This is a genomic window from Rhodopirellula halodulae, assembly GCF_020966775.1.
Taxonomy (GTDB): Bacteria; Planctomycetota; Planctomycetia; order Pirellulales; family Pirellulaceae; genus Rhodopirellula; species Rhodopirellula halodulae.
The window spans coordinates 335,450-360,164 of the sequence record NZ_JAJKFV010000030.1; the positions used below are offsets into that span (position 1 = coordinate 335,450).

Here is a 24,715-nt window from a genome sequence, read left to right on the forward strand (position 1 = left end):
GGCGAGACACATCAGGTGGGTGCCTCATCTTAAGCGATCAGCCAACCGCCGGCACACTCACTCGTCAGACTTGCTGTCGGTGGGCTTGTTGTTGGTCGAGCAGATACCGCGATAGTATTCGATGCTTTCCCGCAAACCTTCCGTCATACCCACCGTGGGCTCGAAACCCATCCGGGAACGAATTTGGTTGATGTCGGCGAGCGAGTCCCGCACATCACCGGCTCGCGGCGGATCATGAATCGGCTGAATATCGCCATGAAGCAAATTACGGAGCGTGTCCAGCAATTCAAGCAAGGTCGTGCGTTCGCCGCGTCCAACGTTGAAGACACCGCCGGAGATACCCGGAACCGTCGCCGCCAACATATTCGCGTTGGCAACATCTCGAACATAGACGAAGTCTCGGGATTGCTGGCCATCGCCGTAGATAACGGGACGTTCCCCTTTCAAGATCATCGAAACGAAACGAGGAATGACCGCGCTGTACTCGCTCTTGGGATCTTGTCGCGGACCAAAGACGTTGAAATACCGCAGCACGACTGGCTCGATTGAAAATTCGCGGTGGAAGACTTGGCAATAGTTCTCCGACGACAATTTCGCGGCTGCGTAGGGAGACAGGGGGGCGGGCGTGTCGTCTTCTCGCTTTGAAACGTAAGGCGAATTGCCATAGATCGCGCTGGTTGACGACAGCACAAACCGCTTGACTCCGGCTGCCGCACCGGCCGTCAGCAATTCCACGGTGCTGGTCGTTGTCCACTCATGACACAAACCGGGCTCACGCATACTACGGGGCACGCTGGCCATGGCGGCGAAGTGGAAAATGTGATCCACGCCTTCCACCGCCTTCTCAACACATTCGCGATCGGCTGCATCCCCACCGATGAAGTGCAAGCGTTCGTGGTCAGGGCCTTCCAAGAACGGTGTCAGGTTCTTCAGGAAGCCGGTGCTGAGGTTATCGAGAGCCACCACCTCGGCTCCGGTCTTCAGTAACTGCTCGACCATTTGTGAGCCGATGAATCCGGCGGCACCGGTGACCAAACACTTGCTCTCGGACAAACGGTCGAAAGCTTGATCAAGAAGCGTCAACATTAGAATCGATCAGCAGAATAAGAGGTGCGATGTCCCTGCGAAATTCTACGCCAGATCCATCCATGATTTGACGCGCCATGCTTGACGGCCAATACCTTTGGTGCGTCGCAGAAATTGCGGTCGTCTGGCGATCAGCCTTGCAGGTTCAATCCGCCACTGCCACCGTCGCCGAGAATATTCGCAGCACGTTGTTTGGCGGATTGTTGCTCACCGCCCTCGCGAGCGCAAACCATCCGCCATGTTTCTGCTTCGGTTTCCAGGACCAAACGGATTTCGTCGATCATCGACGCGTCGCCAGTTTTTTCGGCTTCGATCAGGTGCTGGCAGAGGAAGACATAGAGATCCGCGACGGTTCGGCAGACTTCCACGGAATTGTCGGTCACCCCTGAAAGTAGTTCCGACAAAATTTCCAACAGCTTCAAAGAATACTCGTTGGTTCCGCGTTTTCCGGGTTGCTGCTTCCAAAGATCCGCCAGGTGGCGTGAAACTTCCACCGAGCGTTCGATCAACATCAAACGCAACTTGGCCGGTGAAGCGGTCTGCACCATGGCCTCCAAATAAGCGTCACCACGACGACGGCCGAAGTTCTCCATGCCCTCGCTGAGGCTACCAGGTGCACCTGGACGTGGCAAAGAAGCTTCTGCTTCGTTGCCCGACGGTGGAGTTGGTTCTGGAGTGGCATTCCCGTCACCGACGAAGGTCATGGGTGGGCGAACGAAAGAATCTGCCGAGTTGTACATCGGGTTTCCGTATGCGGGAATGGAAACGAGCGTGAAGTGAAAACACAGCACGCAGCGGTTGGGTTTATCGACGAAAGGGGTTTAAAACTTCATGGAATCAGCGAATGCAACGCGAAGTGTTCGGTTTGTGATCACCGGTCGCGATGGTTGGATGGGTTTACTGCAGAAGTTGCAGCACATTTCGTGGGTTCTGGTTCGCTAACGACAAAACGTTGGTGCCTGACTGCACAAGAATTTGAGCTCTCGTCAAACGGGCGGACTCATCGGCAAAGGAAGCGTCGCTGATGGAGCTTTCTGCCTCTTGTAAGTTGGCTTTGGTCTCATTCAGGGCGGATAGGTTGGATTCCAGCGTGGTGGCTTGGAAAGCGCCCAAACGTCCACGTTCATTGGCCACCTGAGCGATGACTTGGTCGATCACTTTCGCAGCGCCATTGACGTCGTTGCGTAAGCTCTTTGCTTGCCCGGTACCGAGTTCGTACAACCGTCCCGCGGAGCCACCCAACTGACCGGTGGATACACTGCTGAGCGACAAGTTGGCTTGCTGTGCCCCAAGGACCCGCGAGCCAAGTTGGAAATTGACCCCGCCGCCGGTGATCGTGAAATTGAAGTTCGTGCTGCTGCCTTCGGAAACGGTCAGCGACAGATCGAGCGCGGCGGTGTTGATCGAAAGTTTGTTTCCGCTCGCGTTGGCTTCAATTCCATTGACCGTCGCGACAACGTCCGACCCAACATCGCGTCGCGTTTGCAAATTCGATTCAAACGTGCCGCTGCCGCCTTCATCGATCACATCCAAACTGATCACGGCGTCGCTGCCGTAGTCGATGCTTCGGAAGACGAGACCATCGGACGTGTTTTCCGCGGTGATTCCGGTGGTGTCGGAAACCAAGTTCACGGCTTCCGCGATCTGATCTTTGCTGGTGTTGGCGCTGAAGGAGAATGTTTCGGCGCCGTTGGTCCCACTGAGCTGAAAGACAAGGTCGTCTTGAAGCACTTCACCGCCGGTCAAACCGGTGCTTCGCGGAACGATGATCCGATCGGGATTGTATTCAATGTTGGGGCTTTCGATTGCACTGAACAACGCTTCCGCGGGGGCTTCGCCGTCCACCGTTGCGTTCTCGATCAGCGTCACGACTTGTTCACCCGTCGTCGTGGACGAATCATCGATCGTAACGGTCAGTGTCTTTGAGTTCGTGTCGTAATTCGCTCCGGGTGTGCTCCCCGTGTCAAATTCAATCATCACATTGTTGTACGCTTCACCCGCAATGTTTGCAGATGCGATGACGCCAGCAATGATCTGAGCTTCCTCCAGCTCGACTTCTGCTGCGGTTGGTACGCTGGGGCCCGAGGGCAGACCAAAACGCTCGACGGTAAATCCATCGATCGCACTGATGGCGGCGTCGATGGTCGTTCCCGTCGCGTCGGCAGCGACCGTTCCTGCCAATCCGGTGCCGCTGAAGTTGCCCGTGATCGTCAACACTTGCGTGTCAGGATCGTAGTCAGCCGTGCCTGTGTTGCTGACGGTCGGCGTGTCAATGACCTCGATGGAAGTGTAGTCTTGCCCCTTGATCCAGAGGTCTTCCCCGCGAATTTGTTGAGAGGCGAAATGGAACAGACCTCCCGCGACGAAGGCGTTGTCTTTCGCTGTGAACGCCGCATCATCAATCGTGATCTGTGCTTGTTCAGCGGCGTTCTTAACAACGACTTCGACGTCCAATCGAGACGTGCGTCCAAGATTCGCCTGTTGGATATTGGAATCAGTCACGGATTCAATGTTGCTCAACGTGCTGGTGAATTCCTGCGAACCGTCCAGCAACTTTCGGCCTTGGAAGGTGGTCGTCTGCGAAATTCGATTGATTGCTTCGAGAGACGAATCAATCTGCAATTGATTTGCATCCAATTCCTCGGGTGACAAAGCACCGGAGTTTGCGGATTCGACGATCAGACCGCGGACCTCGCTCAGCAGGTTGCCAACTTCTCCTAAGGCTGCATCAGCCGTGCTAATGATTTGGCTGGCACGTTGCGTGTTGCTGATCGATTTCGTCAGGCCCGTGATCTCGCTGCGCAACGTGTCCCGAGCGATGATCCCGGCGGAATCGTCGCTGGCGGAATTGATTCGCAGTCCCGTCGACAATCTTGTCAACGAAGTTTGCAAATCGTTGTTGCTGCTTCTCAGGCGGTTCTGAGCCACCATGGAAGAGACATTGGTATTGATGCGTGTCACGGGACATCATCAAGAGGGCGAGTAAACATACGGTCAAACAGCGATGCGCATGAGAGGAAGATCCATGCGGAGCATCGCCTAGCTTAAGATGCCGCACGCAAAGTCAACGCGAGAGAAAAATGTTGCGTAAAAGCAACAGATTCACTGGGGCGACGTTGCAAAATCCGAACGCAAGTTCCCGCAACGCAACAGCAACCCATAGATGCGAGCACAAATCGCCAACCAATTCACCACCCCAACCAAACCCGTAGCCGATCGGCGTTAGCCGCGGTTGACACAAAGAACCGTGGCTAACGCCAAAACGGCTAAGAGGTCTCACAGCACCTCCAACTCCCAAACGAGCGCACCCCGACCCGACTCCGCCTCGCCAACCAATTCACCACCCCAACCAACCCTGTAGCCGAACGGCGTTAGCCGCGGTTGACGCAAAGAACCGTGGCCAACGCCAAATCGGCTATGAGTTCCTTCAACACCCACACGAGCGCAACCCCATTCGACTCCGCGCCGCCAAACTAATTCACCACCCCAACCAAACCCGTAGCCGAACGGCGTTAGCCGCGGTTGACGCACAAAACCGTGGCGAACGCCAAAACGGTTAGGAAGTCCTGCAGGACCGCCAACTCCCAAACGAGCGCACCCCCACCCGACTCCGCCTCGCCAACCAATTCACCAACCCAACCAACCCCATAGCCGAACGGCATTAGCCGCGGTTGGCACATAACGCCGCGTCCTACACCAAAACGGCTAAGAAGTCCTTCAGCACCTCCTACTCCCACACGAGCGCCTCCCCGCTCCACTCCGCCTCGCCAACCAATTCACCAACCCAACCAACCCCTTAGCCGAACGGCGTTAGCCGCGGTTGCCACAAAGAACCGTGGCTAACGCCAAAACGGCTAGGAGGTCTCACAGCACCTCCAACTCCCAAACGAGCGCACCCCGACCCGACTCCGCCTCGCCAACCAATTCACTACCCCCAACCAACCCCATAGCCGAACGGCGTTAGCCGCGGTTGGCACATAACGCCGCGTCCAACACCAAAACGGCCGAGCACCTCTCTTCCGTGGGCGATCGCGATACGGCCGAACCTCCCTCGACCAGTCTCAAACCATCGTCACCAACATCAATACCATGTCGACTCTCCCACTCACCAAACGAAAAAAGGCAGACACAAGCTCTCGCTCGCATCTGCCTTCGATTTCGTTTCTCTCAAGCCGCCCGATTCAGGCGGCCTGAGTGATCGGTTGGATTAACCCAACAGCGACAAAACGTTTCGTGGGTTCTGGTTGGCCAACGACAACACGTTGGTACCAGATTGAACCAGGATCTGAGCACGAGTCAGGTTGGCCGATTCTTGTGCGAAGTCAGCGTCACGGATCGAGCTTTCAGCTTCTTGCAGGTTGGCTTTGGTTTCGTTCAGCGAGACCAAGTTGCTTTCCAACGTCGTGCTTTGGAACGATCCCAAACGACCGCGGAGTCCAACCACTTTGCCGATGACTTCGTCGATCACCTTGGCAGCACCTTCGACGTCGTTGGTCAGGCTCTTCGCTTGGCCGCTGCCCAGTTCGTACAGACGACCCGAAGCACCACCCAGTTGACCGGTCGAAACGCTACCGATACCCAAGCTAGCTTGTTGGGTGCTGGTCACGTCGGGACCGAGTTGGAACGTCGCTCCACCACCGGTGATGCTGAAGCTGAAGTTCGTGCTGCTGCCGTCGTCGACGGTCAAGCTCAAGTCCAGCGAGCTGGTGTTGATCGACAGGCTGTTGCCGCTTCCGTTTGCTTCCACACCGTTCACGGTGGCGACGATGTCAGCACCGGTTGATCGCGTGTTGTCCAGGCTTCCCTTGAACGTGCCGCCAGCACCTTCGCTAATCACGTCGATGTCGACCAACGCGTCGCTACCGAAGCCGGTCGAAGTGAACTCAAGGCCGCTCGTCGAATCGGCTTCGACACCGGTGCTGTCCGAAACCAAGTTCACAGCAGCTGCGATTTGAGCTTTGGTTGTTCCTGCACCAAAGTTGAACGTTTCTGCACCGTCGGAACCGCTCAGTTGGAAAACCAAGTCAGCGTTCAGGACTTCACCACCGGTGTTTCCGGTCGAAGCTTCTGCAGGAAGATTGTCCGTGTCCAGCGTGAATTCGCCATACTCGGTGACTTTGGCAGCGGCGGGAGTCGAACCCGAACCGTCTGCAACTTCCGCGTCGAACTCAGTGGTGCCGGAGTTGATGGCGGCAGCAATGGTTGCCAAGCTGTTCTCGCCTGCACCAGTTCCGATCGTGACGGTCAGAGACTTTTGCTCGTCGTCGTAGCTGGCGGTCGTAGTGGCGCCAGTGCCCGCGACATAGTTGATGGACACATTGTTGTAGTCACCACCTGCATCAGCGGCGGTGATCGCCAAGCCAGCGCCTTCAATGGCGGTCGCGTCGGCCGCGGCGGCAGCATCGACGTCGGCAAGCGTACCAGTTTCTTCTGCGTAAACTCCGGTAACACCGTTCAATACCGTTGCAACGGCAGCACCGGTCACAGTCGCGGCATCGTCCACGGTAATGGTCAAGACGCCGTCCGTGATGGACGCAGCAGTCGTTGCACCCCCACCGCCGTCTTCGATGACAACGCTGTCGAATTGGCCTTCAATCGTCACGTTGTTCGTCGCATCACCGATGGTGAAGGTGTTGACCGAAGCTTCCGTCGTCGAAGTCGCTTGAGCAGCAGCACTGAAGCCGGCGTCGCTTGCGGTTGCACTTGCCTTTTCAGCAGCCGACGAGATGACGACTTCCACATCGATTTGTCCCGTCTTGCCCAAGTTGGCTTGGTCGATCGAGACGTCCGAAACGCTGGACACGCTGCCAATGGTGCTGACGAAGTCTTGCGAACCGTCGAGCAACTTACGGCCTTGGAAGGTCGTCGTTTGAGCGATCCGGTTGATGGCTTCCAGCGAACTGTCAATCTGCAACTGGTTAGCGGCGATTTCTTCTTTGCTCAACGCCCCCGAGTTAGCTGCTTCGACGACCAAACCACGGACGTCGTTGAGCAAGTTGCTGACTTGGCCCAGAGCACTGTCAGCGGTGCTGATGATTTGGCTGGCACGTTGCGTGTTGCTGATCGATTTCGTCAAACCAGTGATTTCGCTACGAAGTGCTTCGCTGGCCAGCAAACCGGCGGGGTCGTCGCTGCCGGAGTTGATTCGCAAACCGGTGCTCAAACGAGTCAAAGACTGTTGCAAGTCATTGTTGCTGCTTTGGAGACGGTTTTGAGCGACCAAAGAAGAAACGTTGGTGTTAATCCGAGTCATTTTATTTTTCCCAAAAGTTGGGTTGATGTTGAGTGAAACGGGTCAACGATTGGACGGCCGAAGCGACACGGTGACCCTGGACGTGTGGCGCGCGGCATTACGTCCACCTCAACCATGGAACGCGATTTGGGCGCGTGACGTCTTTGCAACCCCAAAAACCAATCTCACGTCGCTTTTCGCCCCACCCGCCTCGGCACAACCGGAACAATCGGAGATCCTTCTCATGGAAGCAGGTCGCAAGCTGCGATATCATGCAGCAGAGATGGCCGAAAACTCGACCCACGCGTAAAAGTGTCTCCGCGTGCTATCTGAAACCTTTTGGCGAACCTTTTTATGACCGTCCAGATGCAGCTCGCTCGGATCATCATTTCCGAGCTAACCGATAACCAAGTGATTTATCTCAAGGAAGTGGATGGCAGCCGCCAATTCCCGATCATGATCGGAATCTTCGAAGCCACCAACATCGATCGTCGCGTCAAGAACGACTACGTTCCCCCTCGTCCGTTGACGCACGATCTGATTGTCAATGTGGCGGAGTCTTTGGACGCAACGATCGAACAAGTCGTGATCAGTGACCTGTCAGAACACACCTACTTTGCCCAACTGCATCTGCGGACCGGTAGCGGGGAATTGATCGAAGTCGATGCACGTCCCAGCGACGCGATTGCTGTCGCGGTGACCTACGATCCTCCTTTGCCGATCTTTGTATCCGAGGAAGTCTTGAAGGGCGCGACGGGATCCAACGAAGATTGAATCGATCGCAGTCCTCCACGGAAGCGTAGTTGTTCGAGTTCGCTAGTGGAGAGTTCGCTAGTGAAATCGAATTTGCCTCTCAAACAGACCGCTAACAACAGGAAGGATGCCGAATTGAAGGTCTTTTCCACCGTGGCCGAAACACGTCATTGGTGTCGTCAGCAACTGCGTGAGAATCATTCCATCGGGTTTGCTCCCACCATGGGAGCGTTGCATGAAGGCCACCTGTCCCTGGTCCGTCAGGCAAACGAACAGTGCGACCGATCCGTGGTGTCGATCTTCGTCAACCCGACTCAGTTCGCTCCGCACGAAGACCTCGATCAATACCCGCGTCCCATTGAGAATGACCTGGCGTTACTGAAGCAAGCCGGCACCCACGCGGTTTTCCTTCCCAGCGTCCAAGAGATGTACCCGGGAGATCCGGGGGATGCATCCACCAAAGTCCTTCCCTCTTCCGTCGCGTTGCCTTTGGAGGGCGTTCATCGGCCCGATCACTTCGTCGGTGTCGCGACGGTGGTGATGAAGCTGTTGCAGATCGTGCCGGCTGACCGAGCGTTCTTTGGCCGCAAGGATTTTCAGCAGCTCTGCGTGATCGAACACATGGCTCGCGATCTCAGCATGGCAACCGATATTGTTCCTTGCCCGATCGTCCGCGAGGAAGACGGTTTGGCGATGAGCAGCCGCAATCGTTATCTGTCGACGGAAGAACGAAAGCGAGCGTTGTGTTTGTCGAAGGCATTGCAAGCCGTGCAGCAGGCTTTCGATGCCGGCCAGCGTGATCCCAGCGAGTTAGAGCTCGTGATGAAGGAGTTGCTCAAGCCTTGCGACAATCTCGACTATGCCGTGGTGGTCGACCGAGAATCCTTGTTACCGGTTTCAAAGATTACGCGGAGTGCGGTGGCATTGATCGCAGCACGAATTGGCAAGACTCGGTTGATCGACAACTGCGAATTGACGCTGGCAAACAACGTTTGATTGGCGACTTTCAAACGCAACGGTGACAGGTCTGTATTGAGAAGGAGCGGTCTCTTCGATCCGCGAATCGGTCTAACACGCACGTTCATCATGCTCGGTCGCGGCCGTTGCTCCGGTCATGAATTTCACGTGACAATCAGCTTCGCGATCAGCTTTGCCGGTTAGACTATCGCAACACTTAGATTTTTACTCCAACGGTGGCCATCACGGATCACCGAGAACGGCTGAACGATGATTCAACGCATTTTGGTGACTGGTGGTGCTGGATTTCTCGGTTCGCATCTGTGCGAACGTTTGGTCAGCGATGGTCACGACGTGATTTGTCTCGACAACTTTTTCACCAGCCAAAAGACCAACGTTGCTCATCTGCTCGGGAAGCCCAACTTCGAGCTGATCCGGCATGACATCACGCTGCCCATCCATCTAGAAGTTGACCAGATCTACAACATGGCGTGTCCCGCTGCCCCGGGGCACTACCAGTTCAATCCCATCAAGACGATCAAAACCAGCGTCATGGGATCGATCAACATGCTGGGAATCGCAAAACGTTGTGGGGCAAGGATTCTGCAGGCCAGCACCAGCGAAGTGTACGGCGACCCGGAGCAACACCCGCAGAAAGAATCCTATCGCGGCAGTGTCAATCCAATTGGCATTCGTGCGTGCTACGACGAAGGCAAGCGAGTCGCAGAAACGCTGTTCATGGACTACCACCGCAGCAACAACGTGGATGTCCGCATCGTTCGGATCTTCAACACGTACGGTCCGCGAATGCATCCTTTCGACGGGCGCGTGGTGGCCAACTTCATTCGCCAAGCGATGGCGGGCGACGACATCACCATTTACGGCGACGGATCACAAACCCGATCGTTCTGCTATCGCGACGACTTGGTCGAAGTCATCATGCGGATGATGAATTGCGACGATTTCACAGGGCCGGTCAATATCGGGAACCCGCACGAATTCACCATTCGCCAATTGGCCGAAAAGACCATCGAGCTGACCAACTCAAGCAGCAAGCTTGTCGAGTCGCCGCTGCCCGCCGACGATCCAACGCGACGTCGTCCGGACATCTCGCTGGCGAAAGAAAAACTCGATTGGGAACCCAAGATCGAACTGGACGAAGGCCTGAAGCACACAATCGACTGGTTCAAAACCATCAACCTGGCCGACTACCGCCCCCCAACACCCAACTTCACCTGAGCCCAACCAGCCTCTCGAGCAACCAAGCAGCCGAACGGCCTTAGCCGCGGTTCCCACCCACCAACCCAACCGAGAGTCCCGTCGCAACCTAAAACAAATTGGCCGGTTCGGCTCGCAACAATTTCCGAATCGCGATCAACCCCGCAGTGTTGCACATCAACAACGACAGCAGCGCGACCAACACCAACCACGTCAACGTCATTCGAATGGGAATTCCCGCCAGCGACGACGTGATGGCGTACAAAACCAACGCTGCCAACACCGACGGTGGAAAAGCGATCGACGCCAACAACGTCGATTGTGTTAGCAACGTTCGAATCAAGAACCACGTGCCGTAACCCATCGCGCGAAGCGTCGCGTACTCACTGATGTGAGCCTGCACGTCCGACGCCAGGATCATGTAGCTGATCACACCGCCGACCACGACGGCTAGCGCCACACCCATGGCAAAGATCATTCCGATGGGAGTTTGCGTGTACCATCGCCATCGTTCCGCTTTCTTCGCGTCCTCCATCGTCAACGTCGATGCCTGCGATGCCGGACCAGCCAACGCATCCAACCGTCCGGCCACCAGGTTTCGGCCTCGATCGAGGTCGATGCCCTCCGCCAATCGAACCAGCACCAACGAAACTTGATCCTTGCTGCTGCCGGGGACCAGTTTGCGAAACGTTTCGCGCGAGCAGAGAACCGCACCGTTGGCGGCCAGTCCCGTACCAAGTTCGAATGTTCCCACGATCTTGGCTGGCTTTCCGAACACGCTGGCAATCGTACCAACGTCTTGCGGGCCAAACTGCCGACCGTCCTTCGGACCAAAGTCTGCTTTTGTCGCGTCGTCAATCAACACGGCACCTTCCACCAACAGCTTGCCGCGAACCTCCTTGGTCAACTCCGGCAAATCAAACGCGGGTCTGTCCAAGTCGATTCCCATCACGGCGATCGCGCGAGGAGTTTGATTGATCGGGTTGGTCCACTGAGTGACGCCAATGTCCAGTGGCACTGCGGATTGCACTTCATCGATCGCCTGAACCCAAGGCCCAACATCGTTCCGCAACTTAGAAGCATCGTAAACGTGTAAGTAGTCCGGCGATCGCAGAATCACTTCGTATGGCATTCGGTCCAGCAAGACCGTTGCTGTGTCACCAACGCTGCCCAGAAAACCGAGCTGCATGAACATCAGCAAGATCGCGAACCCGATTCCGCAAATGGACACGACGGTTCGCATCCACATGTGAGTCAGGTTGGACCAGGCCAACGACGTTCGAACCACTCCGCGACGCTTCCGCGAAACGGTCTCGTTCTGCTTCGTTGAGGAGGCGGACACTGCGTTCACGGCTTCGAAGTCGCCGCCACTTTGGCGTTCGCTGGCTTGCCTGCCGCATCGATCTCAACATCGACCTGCAATTCGATGAAACGACTGGCTCGTTGAGCGTCCTCTTCGTTGATCGCGATCACCACATCCGCGGAATAGCGATCCACGGCGGCCATCGGATAGGGGCTGGCCAATGTGGGAGCGGCGATCAACGAGTGAATGCGACTGACAGTTCCTTCAATGGTTTCCTTCAGAGCCGGAGACCTGATCACCGCCGTTTGGCCCTCTTGGATTCGTCCCAGATCGGCAACGTTGACTTCCGCAACACAAACCATTTCCGACGTGTTTGCCATGTGCATCAGCGGAGCGACTCCGGTGGCGGTGCCGATGGTTGCATCGATTTGCAGCACGCGGCCTTTGGTGGGTGCGACCAACCGAGACGTTGCAACATTGAGTTTTAGCAATTCGATTTGCTGCTTGAGAGATTCAAGCGACGCCGATTGCTCGGCCGCGATCAAAGACAGTTCCGTGGCACGAATCTCTTGCTGGGCGGAGTCGACCGCGAATCGTCCGTCGTCAATGGCCTTTTCAGCATTCCGAAGTGCGGACTCGTAACCTGCTTGAGCTTCGCTGACCTTCAAAGCCTCCGCGTCCAACGAGTTTTCAGACACCAATCGTTGCCGAGATGGGTCTCGTGAGGCGGCTTCCAACTGACGCAATCGGCGTTGCCCCAATTCGGCAGCTTGCTTCAGCAAATTCAGTTCACCGCCATCGGCCTTGGATTCTTTGAACTGTTCCTTCGCGTCCGCCAGTTTGTTCTCGGCTTGTTCCAGCGATGATTTCGCGACTTGCAGCTTCGCTTCACCTGCGGCACGCTCCGCCGCAATTCGACGCTTTGCTTCGTCGAGTTTGGTTTGAGCGATGTTCAGTTCCAACTGACGTGCGGGAAGACTTTCAAGCTCCATCAACACCGTGCCGGCCGAGACTTCTTGCCCCGGTTCGACCAGGATCCGAGCCACGCGATCGCCGGGGGCTGCCATCACCGACAGCACCCCACCACGAGGCTCCAAGGTGCCCAGCGCCATCACTCGTTGCAGGGCGACGGTTTGAGTCGGTTGGCTCGGATCGACGGATTGATCCGGTCGATTGACGCCGGTGAGGTCACATCCGGCTGTTGCGAAGAACAGTCCGCCAAAACAGAAGGCGGCTCGCCGTCGTTTGCCCGCGAAAAACCGTCGAAGCAAATTTCGCTGCGTGTCCGTCCGAGATTCCGTGACCTTGGTCCCAATCGCGGGAGGCGACCCATCGTAGATTGGCTGGTTGAAGGATGGCACGGCGAACTACTGCAAAACGAGGTGACACGAAAACCGGACAAATTGCTAAGGTAACGTTTTTCCGCTCCGTCGGGCCATCGTGATCGAAGGGTCCGGCACGCAAATTGTCCTGAAAATCGCGTGAAATTACCTTTTCGAAACGACCGCTCGAACAATCCATCGTCCGCTCGCACCGTCGCTTCGCGGGGGATCACGCCGGAGATCGCGTTGGATGGCTCCGCAGCAATCGACGTGCGGGGTGTCAATCACTATTACGGAACCGGTGACGCTCGGAAGCAAGTGCTTCACGATAATCACCTGCAGGTTCAACCGGGCGAAATCGTCATCATGACGGGGCAATCGGGGTCAGGGAAAACGACCTTGTTGACCTTGATCGGCACTTTGCGACGCGTTCAAGAGGGGCAATTGAACGTGTTGGGCCAACCGTTGCACGATCTTTCTCAGGTCAACATTGGCAACCTTCGCAAGCGATTGGGATTCATCTTTCAAGCCCACAACCTGTTCGGTTCATTGACGGCTCAGCAGAACGTCCGCATGGCGTTGGAGCTTCAACCGAACCGGGCGTCACGTCGCGAAGAAAACGAACGTTGCTCCAAAATGCTCACCGAAGTCGGGCTGGGCGAACGCATTCACTACAAACCCAGCGGGCTTTCGGGCGGACAAAAACAACGAGTCGCCGTGGCCAGAGGCTTGGTGCATCAACCCGACATTCTGCTGGCGGACGAACCCACGGCGGCGCTCGACGAAGAATCCGGCCGCCAAGTCGTGACGCTGTTCCAGCGGGAAGCTCGCGAACGCGGAGTCGCCATTGTGATCGTCACGCACGACAACCGGATCCTCGACGTTGCCGACCGCATCGTCAAAATGGACTTCGGACGCATCGCACGCGATACCAATTTGAACGAGGCCGCGGTCTTGGGCGAAATGCTTTCCAAGTGCAATGTGTTCACCGGTGTCGCGATCAGCACGCTCACAGAAATCTCACGCAGCATGACTCGGACGGAGCATGCACCCGGCGACCGAATTGTGACCTACGGCGAGGTCGGCGATCGTTTCTACCTGATTCGCGAGGGAAGCGTCTCGGTGAAGCAACCGACGCACAATGGCAGCAACGACTTCAACGAAGTCGCCACACTGCACGCCGGAGACTACTTTGGCGAAACCGCGTTGCTGACCGGAGAACCACGCAACGCCCACGTTGACGCGACCACGGAAACGGTGACCTACAGTCTGGATGCAGCCACGTTTGCCGATGTCATGAGTCAACGCAAATCGATCGACGAAGAGGTCCGCAGTTCACTCTTCGCCGAATAGATTTAAACCCTCTTCGTCGCGGAAACCCCCGCGAAGCCGAAGTAGACAAAGGCCAAATCAGAATCGTTCGCGCGGATCGGTCAATCCATCAGCCAATCGACGCAGGGCTTCCGTTTCGATTTGACGAACGCGTTCGCGAGTCAGCCCGAGTTCGGCACCGATCTCCTTCAACGTCATCGGCTCGACGCCGCCCAGACCAAAACGCAGTTTCAACACCGTCGATTCGCGTTCTTCCAGATCACCCAGCAAGCTCATCGCGTGCTTCAAGATGTCGTGATCCAGCATCTCCTCATCGGGTGCCTTCAAACGCTCGTCTTGAACCATGTCGCCCAACGACCAACCCGCCTCGGTTTGGTCGCTTTGCGGTGTCGAATTGTTGATCTTGATCGCTTTGCGAATGATCGGCAGCTTCTTCTTCGGCAATCCCAACACGCGAGCGACTTCTTCGTTGGTGGGCGTCCGACCAAGCTCTTCGTTCAGTCGTGCCGTTGCACGTCGCCACTTGCTCAGCAGTTCGACCATGTACGCAGGAATGCGGATGGTCTTGGCCGAGTTGATCAACGCCCGTTTGATGGATTGCTTGATCCAGTAACTCGCATAAGTACTGAATCGCGTGCCGTGAGCCGGATCGAATCCCTCCACCGCTCGCAGCAAACCCAAGTTGCCTTCTTCGATCAAATCCTGAAGCCCCAGGCCCTTGCCCGTGTACCCCCGAGAGATGTTGACGACCAAACGCAAGTTCGCACGAACCATTTGGTCGCGAGCCATCACGTCGCCTTCGGCGATGCGTGCCGCGAGTTCGAGTTCCTCTTCTGCGGACAGCAACGGAGTCTCGTTGATTTCGCGAAGGTAGGTTTCGAGAGGGGATTGAGCCGCTTCACTGCGGCGCGTCGGCGTCTTGCGTCGACTCTTTTTCAGAAGCGTGAGTTCGTCTTGCTCCAGGGATTCGGAAAAAGTCATCGGTGGCGATCCGGTCGGGAAAGGGAGGTGGTTCCGACAAATCACGAGTCGATGCATCACCACGTCATACCCGGTGCCATCCAATTTGCGTTCGGATTTGATTCGAGGCGTTGGGAGGTGCCACAAAACAAAACGCAAATTGACGAAGCACGAGGAACGTCAAAACACGAGTGATGCCAACAACGACGCGGGGAGAGATCGGTCGGGAGTTGATCACAAATGGTTTCGACCAACGGCGACCGAAAAAAACAGCGGATGAGAAAACAATCCGATCGTGCGGGTCGCGCGGATCCGTGCGTGGATGCCGAAGACCACGGTTGCACTCATCCTGTCGTGGCATTTCCACATCCGGGCGGGCGTGGGATGAGCGTCCCGAACAAGGCTGCTCGTGGGGCCGCGTTCTGCGGAGCGCACTCATGCAACCGATTGGCGGTCGAGGCACTGCGGCCCGGCGAAATTGCAAAAGGTCGATGGACTTTTGCGTTGTCACTCCCGCCATGCTTCACATTTCAACCCGATGGAGGGCGGAATAGGGAAGGGGTGACGGTAGCGACGCACGATCCGTCGAATTACTTTGTTCCGTGCGCGGGAAAGGCCGCCGGTATTCTTGACGAAGGGACTCGAAAATGCCAGCATCTGCCACGCAATCTTGCCCACCTTTTGTCCCCTTCTTTCACCCTCAAGCCCGATTCGTCGCCGCCGCGAGCTCATCCATTACTGTCAATTCATCTGCTCTCTGAAAGACTCAGTGGAGCTGGCACGTCGGATCTTTTTGCTTCCGACCATGCCTTTTCGATGGAGCGTTCCGTGAATGACCTCGAAGCTGCTCGCATGGTTCGCTGACACTTCGGTCACCGGAGACCCTTATGGATTACGCTCGCGGAAAATTGATGGTGGCTAGCTTTTTAACGCTAGTCGCCTCTGGAATTGGTTTCGCCACTCGGACCGCAGCGGGTGGTCCTTGGGAACGAGAGTTCAACCTCGCCGGTGGCGAGTTCGGCGCCATTCTTGGTGCTGGCTTCCTAGGGTTCGGCCTGATGATCTTCTTCGGTGGGATCTTGGTCGAGAAGTTCGGCTACAAAAAATTGTTGGCCCTCGCGTTCCTTTTGCACTTGGTTAGTGCCGGCATGTTGTTCGCCGCCAACCCATTGTTCGCCGGTTGGCAAGAAACGGATCCGGAAAACGCGACCGACAATGTCTTCAAGGTGCTGTTTTGGAGTGCCTTTGTGTTCTCCATCTGCCAGGGGCTGTACGAAGCCGTTATCAACCCGTTGATCGCTCAGCTTTACCCCGAGAACAAAACGCACTACCTCAACATTCTTCACGCGGGTTGGCCCGCCGGGATGATCGTTGGTGGTCTCTTCGCGGCTTGCTTCATTGGTGAAAACGCGTGGATCACTGAGTTGCCTTGGCAGTACGGATTGGCCAGCTTCTCGATCGTCGTAATCGCCTACGGCATCCTGGCGTTGCCTGAGAAGTTCCCCGAAACAGTCGGCGAGACCGCTGGTTCTTTTGCAACCGTCTTTTCGTGCTTCGCCTCAATCCCATTCTTGGTCTTGATCGCTTTGCACGGTTTGATTGGCTACATGGAGCTGGGCGTTGACTCTTGGATGACCAAGTTGATGGAAAACTTGCTTCCAAACTCGATCATCATCTTGGTTTACACCTCGTTCTTGATGTTCGTCCTACGTTTCTTCGCTGGGCCGATTGTTCACCGCGTCAATCCAATTGGATTGTTGTTGGGAAGTTCCGTTATCTCTTGCCTGGGTCTGCTTTGGTTGGGCTCGCCAATTGAAAGTGTCGCGATGATCTTCGTCGCAGCGACCTTCTACAGCTTTGGAAAGGCGTTTCTGTGGCCAACAATGTTGGGTGTGGCCGGTGAGCGATACCCACAAAGTGGATCGGTCGCGATGGGTGCTCTCGGTGCAGTTGGGATGATCTGCGTAGGTCAGATTGCTGGCCCACGCATTGGGGCACAGCAGGGCTACGAAATGTCTCAGCACCTCGAACAAACCGCCCCTGAAACTTACGCTCGTTACAAAGGCAGCGAGGTAACTTCGAGCTGGGGCTATGAATACACTCCGCTGGATGCTGCCAAGTTGAACGCAGCGAACGGAACCGAAGCTGGTTCGGCGGAAGCGACGGCAATCGAAGAAGCCAAGTTGATCCCGGAAGATGAAAAACCAGCGTTGATCGCCAACGCCGAGACGGACATTCCCGCCGTCCAGGGTGCCTATCTATTTGGTGGTCGTCGTGCTTTGACGCTCACCGCTTATGTGCCTGCGATGATGGCGATTGGATTCCTTGGCTTGCTGATCTACTTCCGTTCAATCGGTGGGTACAAAGTTCTTCGTTTTGATGAGGAACTTGGCAAGACCGTTCCACTCGACGGTCACGGCCACGAAGACGCCGGAACCCCGGTCGTCGATGGTGACGGCACGGCCACAACCTGATTGGCGATGGTTTGACGAGCGTGAAGTTGCCATTCCAAGACGGCCGACAGCTTGCAAGCACATGCGTGTCAGCAATTTCGTTGCCGGGTTGATCAGCTTCACCTCAACTACCAAACTCGCGGGCGGAACTTTCGTTCCGCCCGTTTTGCGTTGGGATCCGCCGTTGATTCGGCGTTGGTTGCAACGACTTGCCAAATCCTTCCATGCTTTTAGGTGTTCGCTATGTCGGTTGAAATCACCGCGGTCTATCAAGGTCAACTTCATTGCGAAGCCACCCACGGACCAAGTGGCAATCAACTGGTCACGGACGCACCCACGGACAACGGTGGGCGTGGCGAAGCTTTTTCGCCTACCGACTTGGTTGCCACTGCACTGGGCACCTGCACGATGACGATCATGGGATTGGTCGCGGATCGTCACGACTTGAACTTGCAGGGCACGACCGTCAAGGTCGTCAAAGAGATGGCGTCGACTCCCGTGCGACGCATCGCCAGCTTGCGAACGGTGATCACGTTCCCCGCCGGATTGAATTTGAACGACGAGATGCGACAACGTTTGATCGCTGCCGCGCGAAAGTGCCCCGTCCACCAAAGTTTGCACCCAGAGATAGATGCACCAATCGACTTTGTCGACGCAGATTGACACCCCCGGTCTGGCTTCACTGTGCTGGTCGGATCATACTGCTGCGGCGCAACTGTCCATTTCTTTGCTTTTTAAACCAAATCTGTCATGAACCGCAGCGACATCGTGATCACCGGAGTCGGTGTGGTCTCATCGATCGGTTTGGGACGAGAGGCTTTCACGCGGTCGCTATTGAATGCAACCAGTGGCGTGATTGAATTGGTTGACTCCACGGATGGCGATCGAAACGCGACGGCACGGTTTCGATTCGACAACGGCAACTCGGGGGATGTGCATCAAGAATCACCGGTCGAAATCGGGGCCCCGATCACGGATTTCGATCCGAAGCTGTATGTGAAGCCGCGAAAAGCGCTGAAGGTCATGTGCCGCGAAATTCAAACGTCCTTCGCGGCATCGCAAATGGCGATTGAAGATGCGGGACTCACCAACCTGCTGCCTGCGGAGCCCGCCGAGCAAGCCAAAAAGTCCGGGCGAATCGCGGTCGATCGGATCGGTGCGGTCTTCGGCAGCGAGATGCTCTACGGCGACCCCGAAGAACTGGCGGATGCCTTTGCTGCCTGTAAAACGGAAGACAACGAGATCGACAAGTCGAAGTTTGGCTTCGCCGCGATGCGATCCATCACGCCGCTTTGGATGCTGAAGTATCTGCCCAACATGCCGGCTTGCCACGTCGGCATCGCGGTCAATTCACATGGTCCAAACAACTCGCTGACTGTCGGCGATGTTTCCGGTCCCAATGCCGTCCTCGAAAGCTGTGGCTACCTAAAGCGCGGCATCGCGGACGTGATGATCGCCGCCGCGGCCGGGTCGCGCATGAACACGACTCGGTCCATGTTCACCGAAGACCAACCGCTTGCAACCGCCGTCGACCCGGTTGGTCGTAGCAGTCGTCCTCATGCAAAAGATGCAACGGGAATCGTTCGTGGCGAAGGTGCCGCAAGCCTGATTCTGGAGACGGCTGAATCGGCAGCGAATGGTGGCCGCAAACCATTGGCCATCGTTTGTGGGATGGCGTCACGATTTGTCCCGTCCAAAGCGTTCGAGTCTGGCGAGTTCACAACGTCTTCGGATGCGGACGCGGGTCGCGGGTCTTCGCGAGCCATCGAAGTGGCGATTCAAGCTGCCCTGAAGGATGCCGGGCTCACGTCGAACGACATCGGTCTGGTCGTCGGGCACGCAATGGGCGATCCCGTGATTGACGCTGCGGAAGCCGAAGCGATTGCGAAAGCTATGCCGAATGTGCCGATCACCTTGCCGACTGGATTGCTGGGGCACACCGGCGCCGCCACTGGAATGCTGGGATTCATCGCTGCCGTTGTCGCTGCCCAATCCGGTCAAACACCTCCGGTCGCTCACGCTGCGGATTGCCGCGACGGTCTTCCCATCGCTGATTGTGCTCAACCGCTGAACTCAAAATTCGTGTTGGCGGTGTCCCACACATCACACGGATCGGCGACGGCCATCATCGTGTCGTCAACTTGAGAAAAAGTCACGTCGCCGTTGCGATTTCGACAAACGCAACATGCGTCGGCTTTGAGAACGCACTTGAGACAAACTCCCTCGCTTTTTCGCGGAGTTGTGTTTCATTGAGCCGAAGTCTCATTTGAACGGACGTGTGAGGCGGTTCACGCGTTTCTGGACGAGTTGCACCCACTCTGTCCGCCGTGAGCACTTCCCCCCAGGCCGACCCGAGCGACGCGATGACCAAAACTGTTTTTCAAACTCTCTTGAAGATCTCACTCGCGGTCTTCGGATTTGTAGCTGCAACCCTCAGCACTTCCTCTGCATTTGCGGTCGAAGGAACCGAGCTGACCAGTCGCAAAGCCATCTGGGCGCCGTTGCTGCCCGACTACAAAGGTGAAAACGGAGACTCCGTCGGTTTCCTGACCGACATCCGCGGTCATCATCGCTTCGACGGCTATCTCACCAGCATCGAAGGTCGCGTCAACTACGCCATTTCTGACGACACCGAAATGTATGGTTTCGAGGCGTTGCTCCGTGATACATGGACGTTTGGCATTCACGACCTGTCCGCCGGGACGGGCTACAGCCAAATGGAATGGAAGCAAGAGATCAACAACGACGAGTTGGACAACAGCTACCGCGGTGCATTGATCGTTGCTGGATGGGAAACCGCATTCGGACGCCGTCCCCTTTGGATCGATTTGCGTTTGGGATTGTATGATCTCAACGGTCAGTATGTCGGAAATGATGGTCTGACCACCGGCTCCATCAGCACCTTCACGACGACCTGGGGCTTGGAGATCAAAAACGACATTGAGATCTGCGGCATCCCCGGTCGCGCCGTGTTCGGAATCGACTACCTCACGGACTACGCCACCTGGCAGAACAATGCCATCGGCTTGGACGATGCTGTCGTGCTGCAAGCCGGCGTCGAGCTATTGCTTTATTAAGCCTGCAAGCAAAGACCGAAACTCAACACCCGAAGGCCAGCCTGGCAACAAGCCCGCTGTCCCTTCGGGTTTTTCATGCGCCCATTCCGCAACGTGATCCACCACCCTCACCGCATTTCATCCACGCGATACAAATCCAACCGGCGGTCATTCCAGTTTTGCACGCTTCCTTGTTCCCGATGCCGGCGCAGCAATTCCAGGTCCACATCATGGATCACCACCGTTTCGATGTTCGGGTTGGCCTCCGCTCCAATTCCCTCGCGAGCGAACGTCACGTCCAACGGCGTCAAAATCGCTGACTGAGCGTAGTGAATATCCGCGTTTTCGCAGAACGGCAAATTGCCGGTGCATCCCGCGATCGCAACATACACATGATTTTCGACGCATCGTGCTGCCGCACACGTCCGCACTCGCAGATACCCGCTTCGCGTATCCGTGTTGAACGGCACGAAAATGATCTGAGCACCTTTCTCGACCGCCAAGCGTGATAGCTCAGGGAACTCGACGTCGTAGCACACCTGAATACTAACCGGACCGCAATCCGTTTGGATCACATCGATTCCAGGCCCGCCAACCACACCCCACCATTTTCGTTCGCTCGGCGTGATATGCAACTTGTACTGTTTGTCGATTGCCCCATCTCGATGGAACAGGAACGCAACGTTGTAGAGCCGCTCATCTTCCACGACAAAGTGCGAACCACCAATGATGTTCGTATCAAATTTGACTGCCAAATGGCTGAACAATTCCAAATACTGCGGTGTGTACTCCGCCAAAGTTCTCGCGGCTTGCCCGGGCCGTTCATTCGGAAGAAACGACAACAACTGCGTCGTGAACAGTTCCGGAAACAATAAGAAATCGCACTTGTAGTCGCCTGCCACGTCTACAAAGTACCGAGCCTGTTGTGCGAACTCCTCAAAGTCTTTCACAGCACGCATCTGGTACTGGACCGATCCAATTCGCACGGGACGCACGGTTCGCCGAAACCGACGTTTACCAGCCGACACGTGATCCAGGTTCTTCCACTCCAAGAACGTCGCGTAGCCACAACTTTCGACGTCGCTGGGCAAGTAGTTTGGAATCAAACCTTGTAGGGAAAATCCGTTCGCGATTTGTGCCGTCAACACGGGGTCAAAGAACGTCTTGTCGATCACTCGATCGATGTACTCGCTCGCCTTCATCTCACCCGAGTGCTTGTGGTAGCCAGGAATTCGACCGCCCACGATCATTTGCTCAATGTTCTTCGCGCGGCAAAGTTCTTTGCGAGCATCGTAGATCCGCCTGGAAAGTCGCATTCCGCGAAACTCCGGGTGCACCATGATTTCGATGCCATACAGCGTGTCGCCGTTGGGCTGGTGGTTCCGGATGAATCCGCTGTCGGCGATCTTCTTGTAGTCATGCCATTCCAGATCGTCTTCGTAGTCCAAACGCAGGCTGCTGCTACTGGCGACCAGCTTCCCATCGCATTCGATCACGATCTGACCTTCGGGGAAGTGTTGAAGTTGGCTTTCAACCTGCTCCCGAGTCCACGGTTTCATCTCCGGAAAGCAAGCCTGCTGCATCGACACCATCGAGTCATAATCATCGATTCGCATGTTCCGAAGGATCAGCTCCCGCTCAAAATTCGAAACATCAAAATCAGGCGTCTGCGTCGACATCAAAAGATCCTGGAAAAAAGAACAACCGCCACACACCTACCCCAACACGCCATTTGCCCGCACTTCACGTCCTACCTTACAAAACGCACTTCACATGTCACCTGGCAAACCGCTCCCGCACGCCAACCCGCTACTTCACTCGTGTCGACAAATACGTGTACCCCGCCAACGCCTTCTCGTACTCCCCAACCGTCTCACCCGCCTGCTGATTGTCGATGCGGCCTTCGCCGATCGCTGTCTCGACCGATTCCTGCAAATTCTCGATCAACTCTCGATCTTCATACTGCACGTAGCCCAGCACTTCCGAAACCGTGTCCCCTTTAACGATCGATCGAACCTTGGTCACACCGTCTTCGATGTCAACGTGCACTGCGTGGGTGTCACCGAACAAATTATGAAGGTCGCCCAAGATCTCTTGGTACGCCCCCACCATGAACACTGCCAACTGGTAGGGCTCCCCCGCCACCAAAGGATGCAGCATCAACGTTCGATGGCGTCCGCCGTTGCAAACAAACGCATCCACCTTGCCATCACTGTCACACGTGATGTCCCCCAACACCGCGTGCCGAGTCGGTTTCTCCTGCAAACGGTGAATCGGCATGATGGGAAACAACTGGTCGATCGCCCACGAATCGGGCATCGATTGGAACAACGAAAAATTCGCGAAATAAATATCCGATAGCATGCGATCCAAATGCTTCAGGTCATCCGGACGCTCCTCCATTCCTTCTGCCAATTCGCGAACTCGGTGGCAAATCGCGAAGTAGAGGTTCTCCGCCGCAACGCGTTGTTCCAGTGGCAGATACCCGCCGCTGAACAAATTCATGCACAGATCCAACGCGACCTGAGCATCATGGAATGTTTCCATCATGCTCGCCTGAGTCATGTTCACGTACCCGTTCCACAGATCGTGCACCGGTTGCTCGTACGATTCGGGCGGCCCCTCCATCTCCGAAGTCTCAATCGCCCCGGCCGAGTCCATCTCCACACCACCATGTTCCGGCGACAATGGTTCGCCCTCCAACTTGGCCCACTCCGGCAAATTGGTAACTCCCTGTGAAGTCACCCCAAGAGTTTCCATCACAAGAACGCTATGGTGAGCCGCCACCGCTCGTCCCGATTCCGAGATCAGTTCAGGATGCGGCACCTCGGCTTCATCGCAGACCGTTTGGGTATGGAAAACCACATCGTTCGCGTACTCCTGCATCGTGTAGTTCATGCTGGATTCGGAATCGCTGCGTGAGCCGTCGTAATCAACACCCAACCCACCGCCGACATCCAAATACTTCATGCCCGCACCGCGCTTCACCAAATCGACGTAGATTCGAGCCGCTTCCAAAATCGCTGATTTCAGTTGACGAATATTCCCGATCTGGCTGCCAACATGGAAATGTAGCAGTTGCAAGCAATCGCCCATGTCCATCGCGATCAAACGGTCCAATTGCGCCAGCACTTCAGCGACCGTCAATCCAAACTTGCTCCGGTAACCACCGCTCGCTTGCCAACGACCGCTTCCCCGAGTCGCCAACTTCACACGCATTCCAATCGTCGGACGAACGCCAAGCTCCTGCGCAACATCCAGAATCAAATCCAGCTCGCTCGCCTTTTCAACCACAGGCAACACCACGCGGCCCAAACGCTGAGCAAGCAACGCCAAACGGATGAACTCTTCGTCTTTAAAACCATTGCACACGACGGGCACGTTCGCGTCGCCCATGGCAACCGCGGCCACCAGTTCGGGCTTGCTGCCTGCTTCAATGCCAAATCCCAACCGTGCGCCCTCGCTCACGATTTGCTGCACGACTTCCCGCTGTTGATTCACCTTGATCGGAAAGACACAACGGTAGCGGTTCTTGTAGCCATGGTCGTCGATCGCTTTTTGAAAGCAACGATCCAGCTCACGCAAACGGTCACGCAAAATTCCGTTGAAACGAAGCAAGACTGGCAGATCAAGATTTCGCTGCCCCAGACGATCGACCAATTCCTTCAAGTCGATGCTTTGAGCCGGGTCGCGATCTGGCGAAACCAACACCGTCCCCGATTCGGAAATCGAGAAATACCCCGCGCCCCAACGGTCGATGTCGAACGTCTTGGTTGAATCCTCAACCGTCCATTGCTTCTTCAAATCCAAGCTCACTCAAGCATCCCCAGAAAGCCAACAAACCTCACCGCGCACATCTTCATTCACAACCAGCCAAGCAAGCAAGCCCATCACTTCATCATTCCGGCTCCCCACTCCCACTCAACAAAACGTAGGTCAGGTCCCAACTGACGACTCCACTGCCTTGATCCCACCTGACAACCCGTAGGTCAGGTCCTACCTGACGAGTCCACTGTCTTGGTCTCACCTGACAACCAGTAGGT

The 24,715-nt window shown here is 56.1% G+C and carries 17 protein-coding genes; 8 read left to right on the forward strand and 9 right to left on the reverse strand.

Going from position 1 to position 24,715, the window contains the following annotated elements; translation table 11 throughout:
- Positions 1-57 precede the first annotated feature (57 nt).
- From LOC70_RS23245 to LOC70_RS23260, 4 genes are all read right to left on the reverse strand, one after another.
- Entirely contained in the window at positions 58-1,086 is a 1,029-nt protein-coding gene (locus LOC70_RS23245) for an SDR family oxidoreductase (protein ID WP_230256448.1), read from the reverse strand.
- 131 nt (positions 1,087-1,217) lie between these two features.
- Positions 1,218-1,718, reverse strand: coding sequence for a flagellar protein FliS (locus tag LOC70_RS23250; RefSeq protein WP_306796967.1), 501 nt, complete (start codon positions 1,716-1,718; stop codon positions 1,218-1,220).
- Positions 1,719-1,983: 265 nt separating this feature from the next.
- Complete coding sequence (locus LOC70_RS23255) at positions 1,984-4,047, reverse strand: flagellin N-terminal helical domain-containing protein (RefSeq protein ID WP_230256450.1); 2,064 nt, start codon at positions 4,045-4,047, stop codon at positions 1,984-1,986.
- A gap of 1,246 nt (positions 4,048-5,293) precedes the next feature.
- Positions 5,294-7,339: a flagellin N-terminal helical domain-containing protein gene (locus LOC70_RS23260; protein WP_230256451.1), complete on the reverse strand. Its 2,046-nt coding sequence runs from the start codon at positions 7,337-7,339 to the stop codon at positions 5,294-5,296.
- A 333-nt stretch (positions 7,340-7,672) separates the two neighbouring features.
- Here LOC70_RS23260 and LOC70_RS23265 point away from each other — a divergent pair, with 333 nt between their 5' ends.
- The 3 genes from LOC70_RS23265 to LOC70_RS23275 all read left to right on the forward strand — a co-directional run bounded on the left by LOC70_RS23265 (position 7,673) and on the right by LOC70_RS23275 (position 10,267).
- A complete protein-coding gene (locus LOC70_RS23265; RefSeq protein ID WP_230256452.1) occupies positions 7,673-8,092 on the forward strand; it encodes a bifunctional nuclease family protein in 420 nt (139 codons plus the stop codon).
- 114 nt (positions 8,093-8,206) lie between these two features.
- Entirely contained in the window at positions 8,207-9,067 is an 861-nt protein-coding gene (gene panC, locus LOC70_RS23270; protein ID WP_230256453.1) for a pantoate--beta-alanine ligase, read from the forward strand.
- Between the two features lie 231 nt (positions 9,068-9,298).
- The gene (locus LOC70_RS23275) at positions 9,299-10,267 is read left to right on the forward strand and encodes a UDP-glucuronic acid decarboxylase family protein (RefSeq protein ID WP_230256454.1); all 969 of its coding nucleotides are present in this window, start codon (positions 9,299-9,301) and stop codon (positions 10,265-10,267) included.
- Positions 10,268-10,355: 88 nt separating this feature from the next.
- Here LOC70_RS23275 and LOC70_RS23280 read toward each other — a convergent pair whose 3' ends face one another.
- Together LOC70_RS23280 and LOC70_RS23285 are read right to left on the reverse strand one after the other, a co-directional pair.
- The gene (locus LOC70_RS23280; protein ID WP_255716571.1) at positions 10,356-11,495 is read right to left on the reverse strand and encodes an FtsX-like permease family protein; all 1,140 of its coding nucleotides are present in this window, start codon (positions 11,493-11,495) and stop codon (positions 10,356-10,358) included.
- 98 nt (positions 11,496-11,593) lie between these two features.
- Entirely contained in the window at positions 11,594-12,763 is a 1,170-nt protein-coding gene (locus LOC70_RS23285) for an ABC exporter membrane fusion protein (RefSeq protein ID WP_390889107.1), read from the reverse strand.
- A gap of 267 nt (positions 12,764-13,030) precedes the next feature.
- Between LOC70_RS23285 and LOC70_RS23290 the strand changes: the two genes are divergently transcribed.
- On the forward strand, positions 13,031-14,224 hold the full coding sequence (locus tag LOC70_RS23290; RefSeq protein ID WP_230256457.1) for an ATP-binding cassette domain-containing protein: 1,194 nt from the start codon (positions 13,031-13,033) through the stop codon (positions 14,222-14,224).
- 57 nt (positions 14,225-14,281) lie between these two features.
- Here LOC70_RS23290 and LOC70_RS23295 read toward each other — a convergent pair whose 3' ends face one another.
- Entirely contained in the window at positions 14,282-15,184 is a 903-nt protein-coding gene (locus LOC70_RS23295) for a sigma-70 family RNA polymerase sigma factor (RefSeq protein ID WP_230256458.1), read from the reverse strand.
- 866 nt (positions 15,185-16,050) lie between these two features.
- On the opposite strand from LOC70_RS23295, the gene LOC70_RS23300 reads away from it, so the two are divergent.
- The 4 genes from LOC70_RS23300 (at position 16,051) to LOC70_RS23315 (ending at position 20,693) form a co-directional block, all read left to right on the forward strand.
- Positions 16,051-17,637: an MFS transporter gene (locus LOC70_RS23300; protein ID WP_230256459.1), complete on the forward strand. Its 1,587-nt coding sequence runs from the start codon at positions 16,051-16,053 to the stop codon at positions 17,635-17,637.
- Positions 17,638-17,859: 222 nt separating this feature from the next.
- A complete protein-coding gene (locus tag LOC70_RS23305; RefSeq protein WP_230256460.1) occupies positions 17,860-18,279 on the forward strand; it encodes an OsmC family protein in 420 nt (139 codons plus the stop codon).
- A gap of 87 nt (positions 18,280-18,366) precedes the next feature.
- A complete protein-coding gene (locus LOC70_RS23310) occupies positions 18,367-19,761 on the forward strand; it encodes a beta-ketoacyl-[acyl-carrier-protein] synthase family protein (RefSeq protein WP_230256461.1) in 1,395 nt (464 codons plus the stop codon).
- A 218-nt stretch (positions 19,762-19,979) separates the two neighbouring features.
- A complete protein-coding gene (locus LOC70_RS23315) occupies positions 19,980-20,693 on the forward strand; it encodes a hypothetical protein (protein WP_230256462.1) in 714 nt (237 codons plus the stop codon).
- 107 nt (positions 20,694-20,800) lie between these two features.
- Here the strand turns inward: LOC70_RS23315 and LOC70_RS23320 are convergent, their stop codons facing one another.
- The gene (locus LOC70_RS23320; RefSeq protein WP_230256463.1) at positions 20,801-22,351 is read right to left on the reverse strand and encodes a carbon-nitrogen hydrolase family protein; all 1,551 of its coding nucleotides are present in this window, start codon (positions 22,349-22,351) and stop codon (positions 20,801-20,803) included.
- A 130-nt stretch (positions 22,352-22,481) separates the two neighbouring features.
- Complete coding sequence (speA, locus tag LOC70_RS23325) at positions 22,482-24,488, reverse strand: biosynthetic arginine decarboxylase (protein ID WP_230256464.1); 2,007 nt, start codon at positions 24,486-24,488, stop codon at positions 22,482-22,484.
- Positions 24,489-24,715: the final 227 nt, after the last annotated feature.

Coding starts and splice junctions, on each gene's coding strand:
- LOC70_RS23245 (WP_230256448.1), bottom strand. CDS start 1,086: ATGTTGACGCTTCTTGATCAAGCTTTCGACCGTTTGTCCGAGAGCAAG.
- LOC70_RS23260 (WP_230256451.1), bottom strand. CDS start 7,339: ATGACTCGGATTAACACCAACGTTTCTTCTTTGGTCGCTCAAAACCGT.
- LOC70_RS23265 (WP_230256452.1), top strand. CDS start 7,673: ATGACCGTCCAGATGCAGCTCGCTCGGATCATCATTTCCGAGCTAACC.
- LOC70_RS23275 (WP_230256454.1), top strand. CDS start 9,299: ATGATTCAACGCATTTTGGTGACTGGTGGTGCTGGATTTCTCGGTTCG.
- LOC70_RS23280 (WP_255716571.1), bottom strand. CDS start 11,495: ATGTGGATGCGAACCGTCGTGTCCATTTGCGGAATCGGGTTCGCGATC.
- LOC70_RS23295 (WP_230256458.1), bottom strand. CDS start 15,184: ATGACTTTTTCCGAATCCCTGGAGCAAGACGAACTCACGCTTCTGAAA.
- LOC70_RS23300 (WP_230256459.1), top strand. CDS start 16,051: ATGGATTACGCTCGCGGAAAATTGATGGTGGCTAGCTTTTTAACGCTA.
- LOC70_RS23305 (WP_230256460.1), top strand. CDS start 17,860: ATGTCGGTTGAAATCACCGCGGTCTATCAAGGTCAACTTCATTGCGAA.
- LOC70_RS23310 (WP_230256461.1), top strand. CDS start 18,367: ATGAACCGCAGCGACATCGTGATCACCGGAGTCGGTGTGGTCTCATCG.
- LOC70_RS23315 (WP_230256462.1), top strand. CDS start 19,980: ATGACCAAAACTGTTTTTCAAACTCTCTTGAAGATCTCACTCGCGGTC.
- LOC70_RS23320 (WP_230256463.1), bottom strand. CDS start 22,351: ATGTCGACGCAGACGCCTGATTTTGATGTTTCGAATTTTGAGCGGGAG.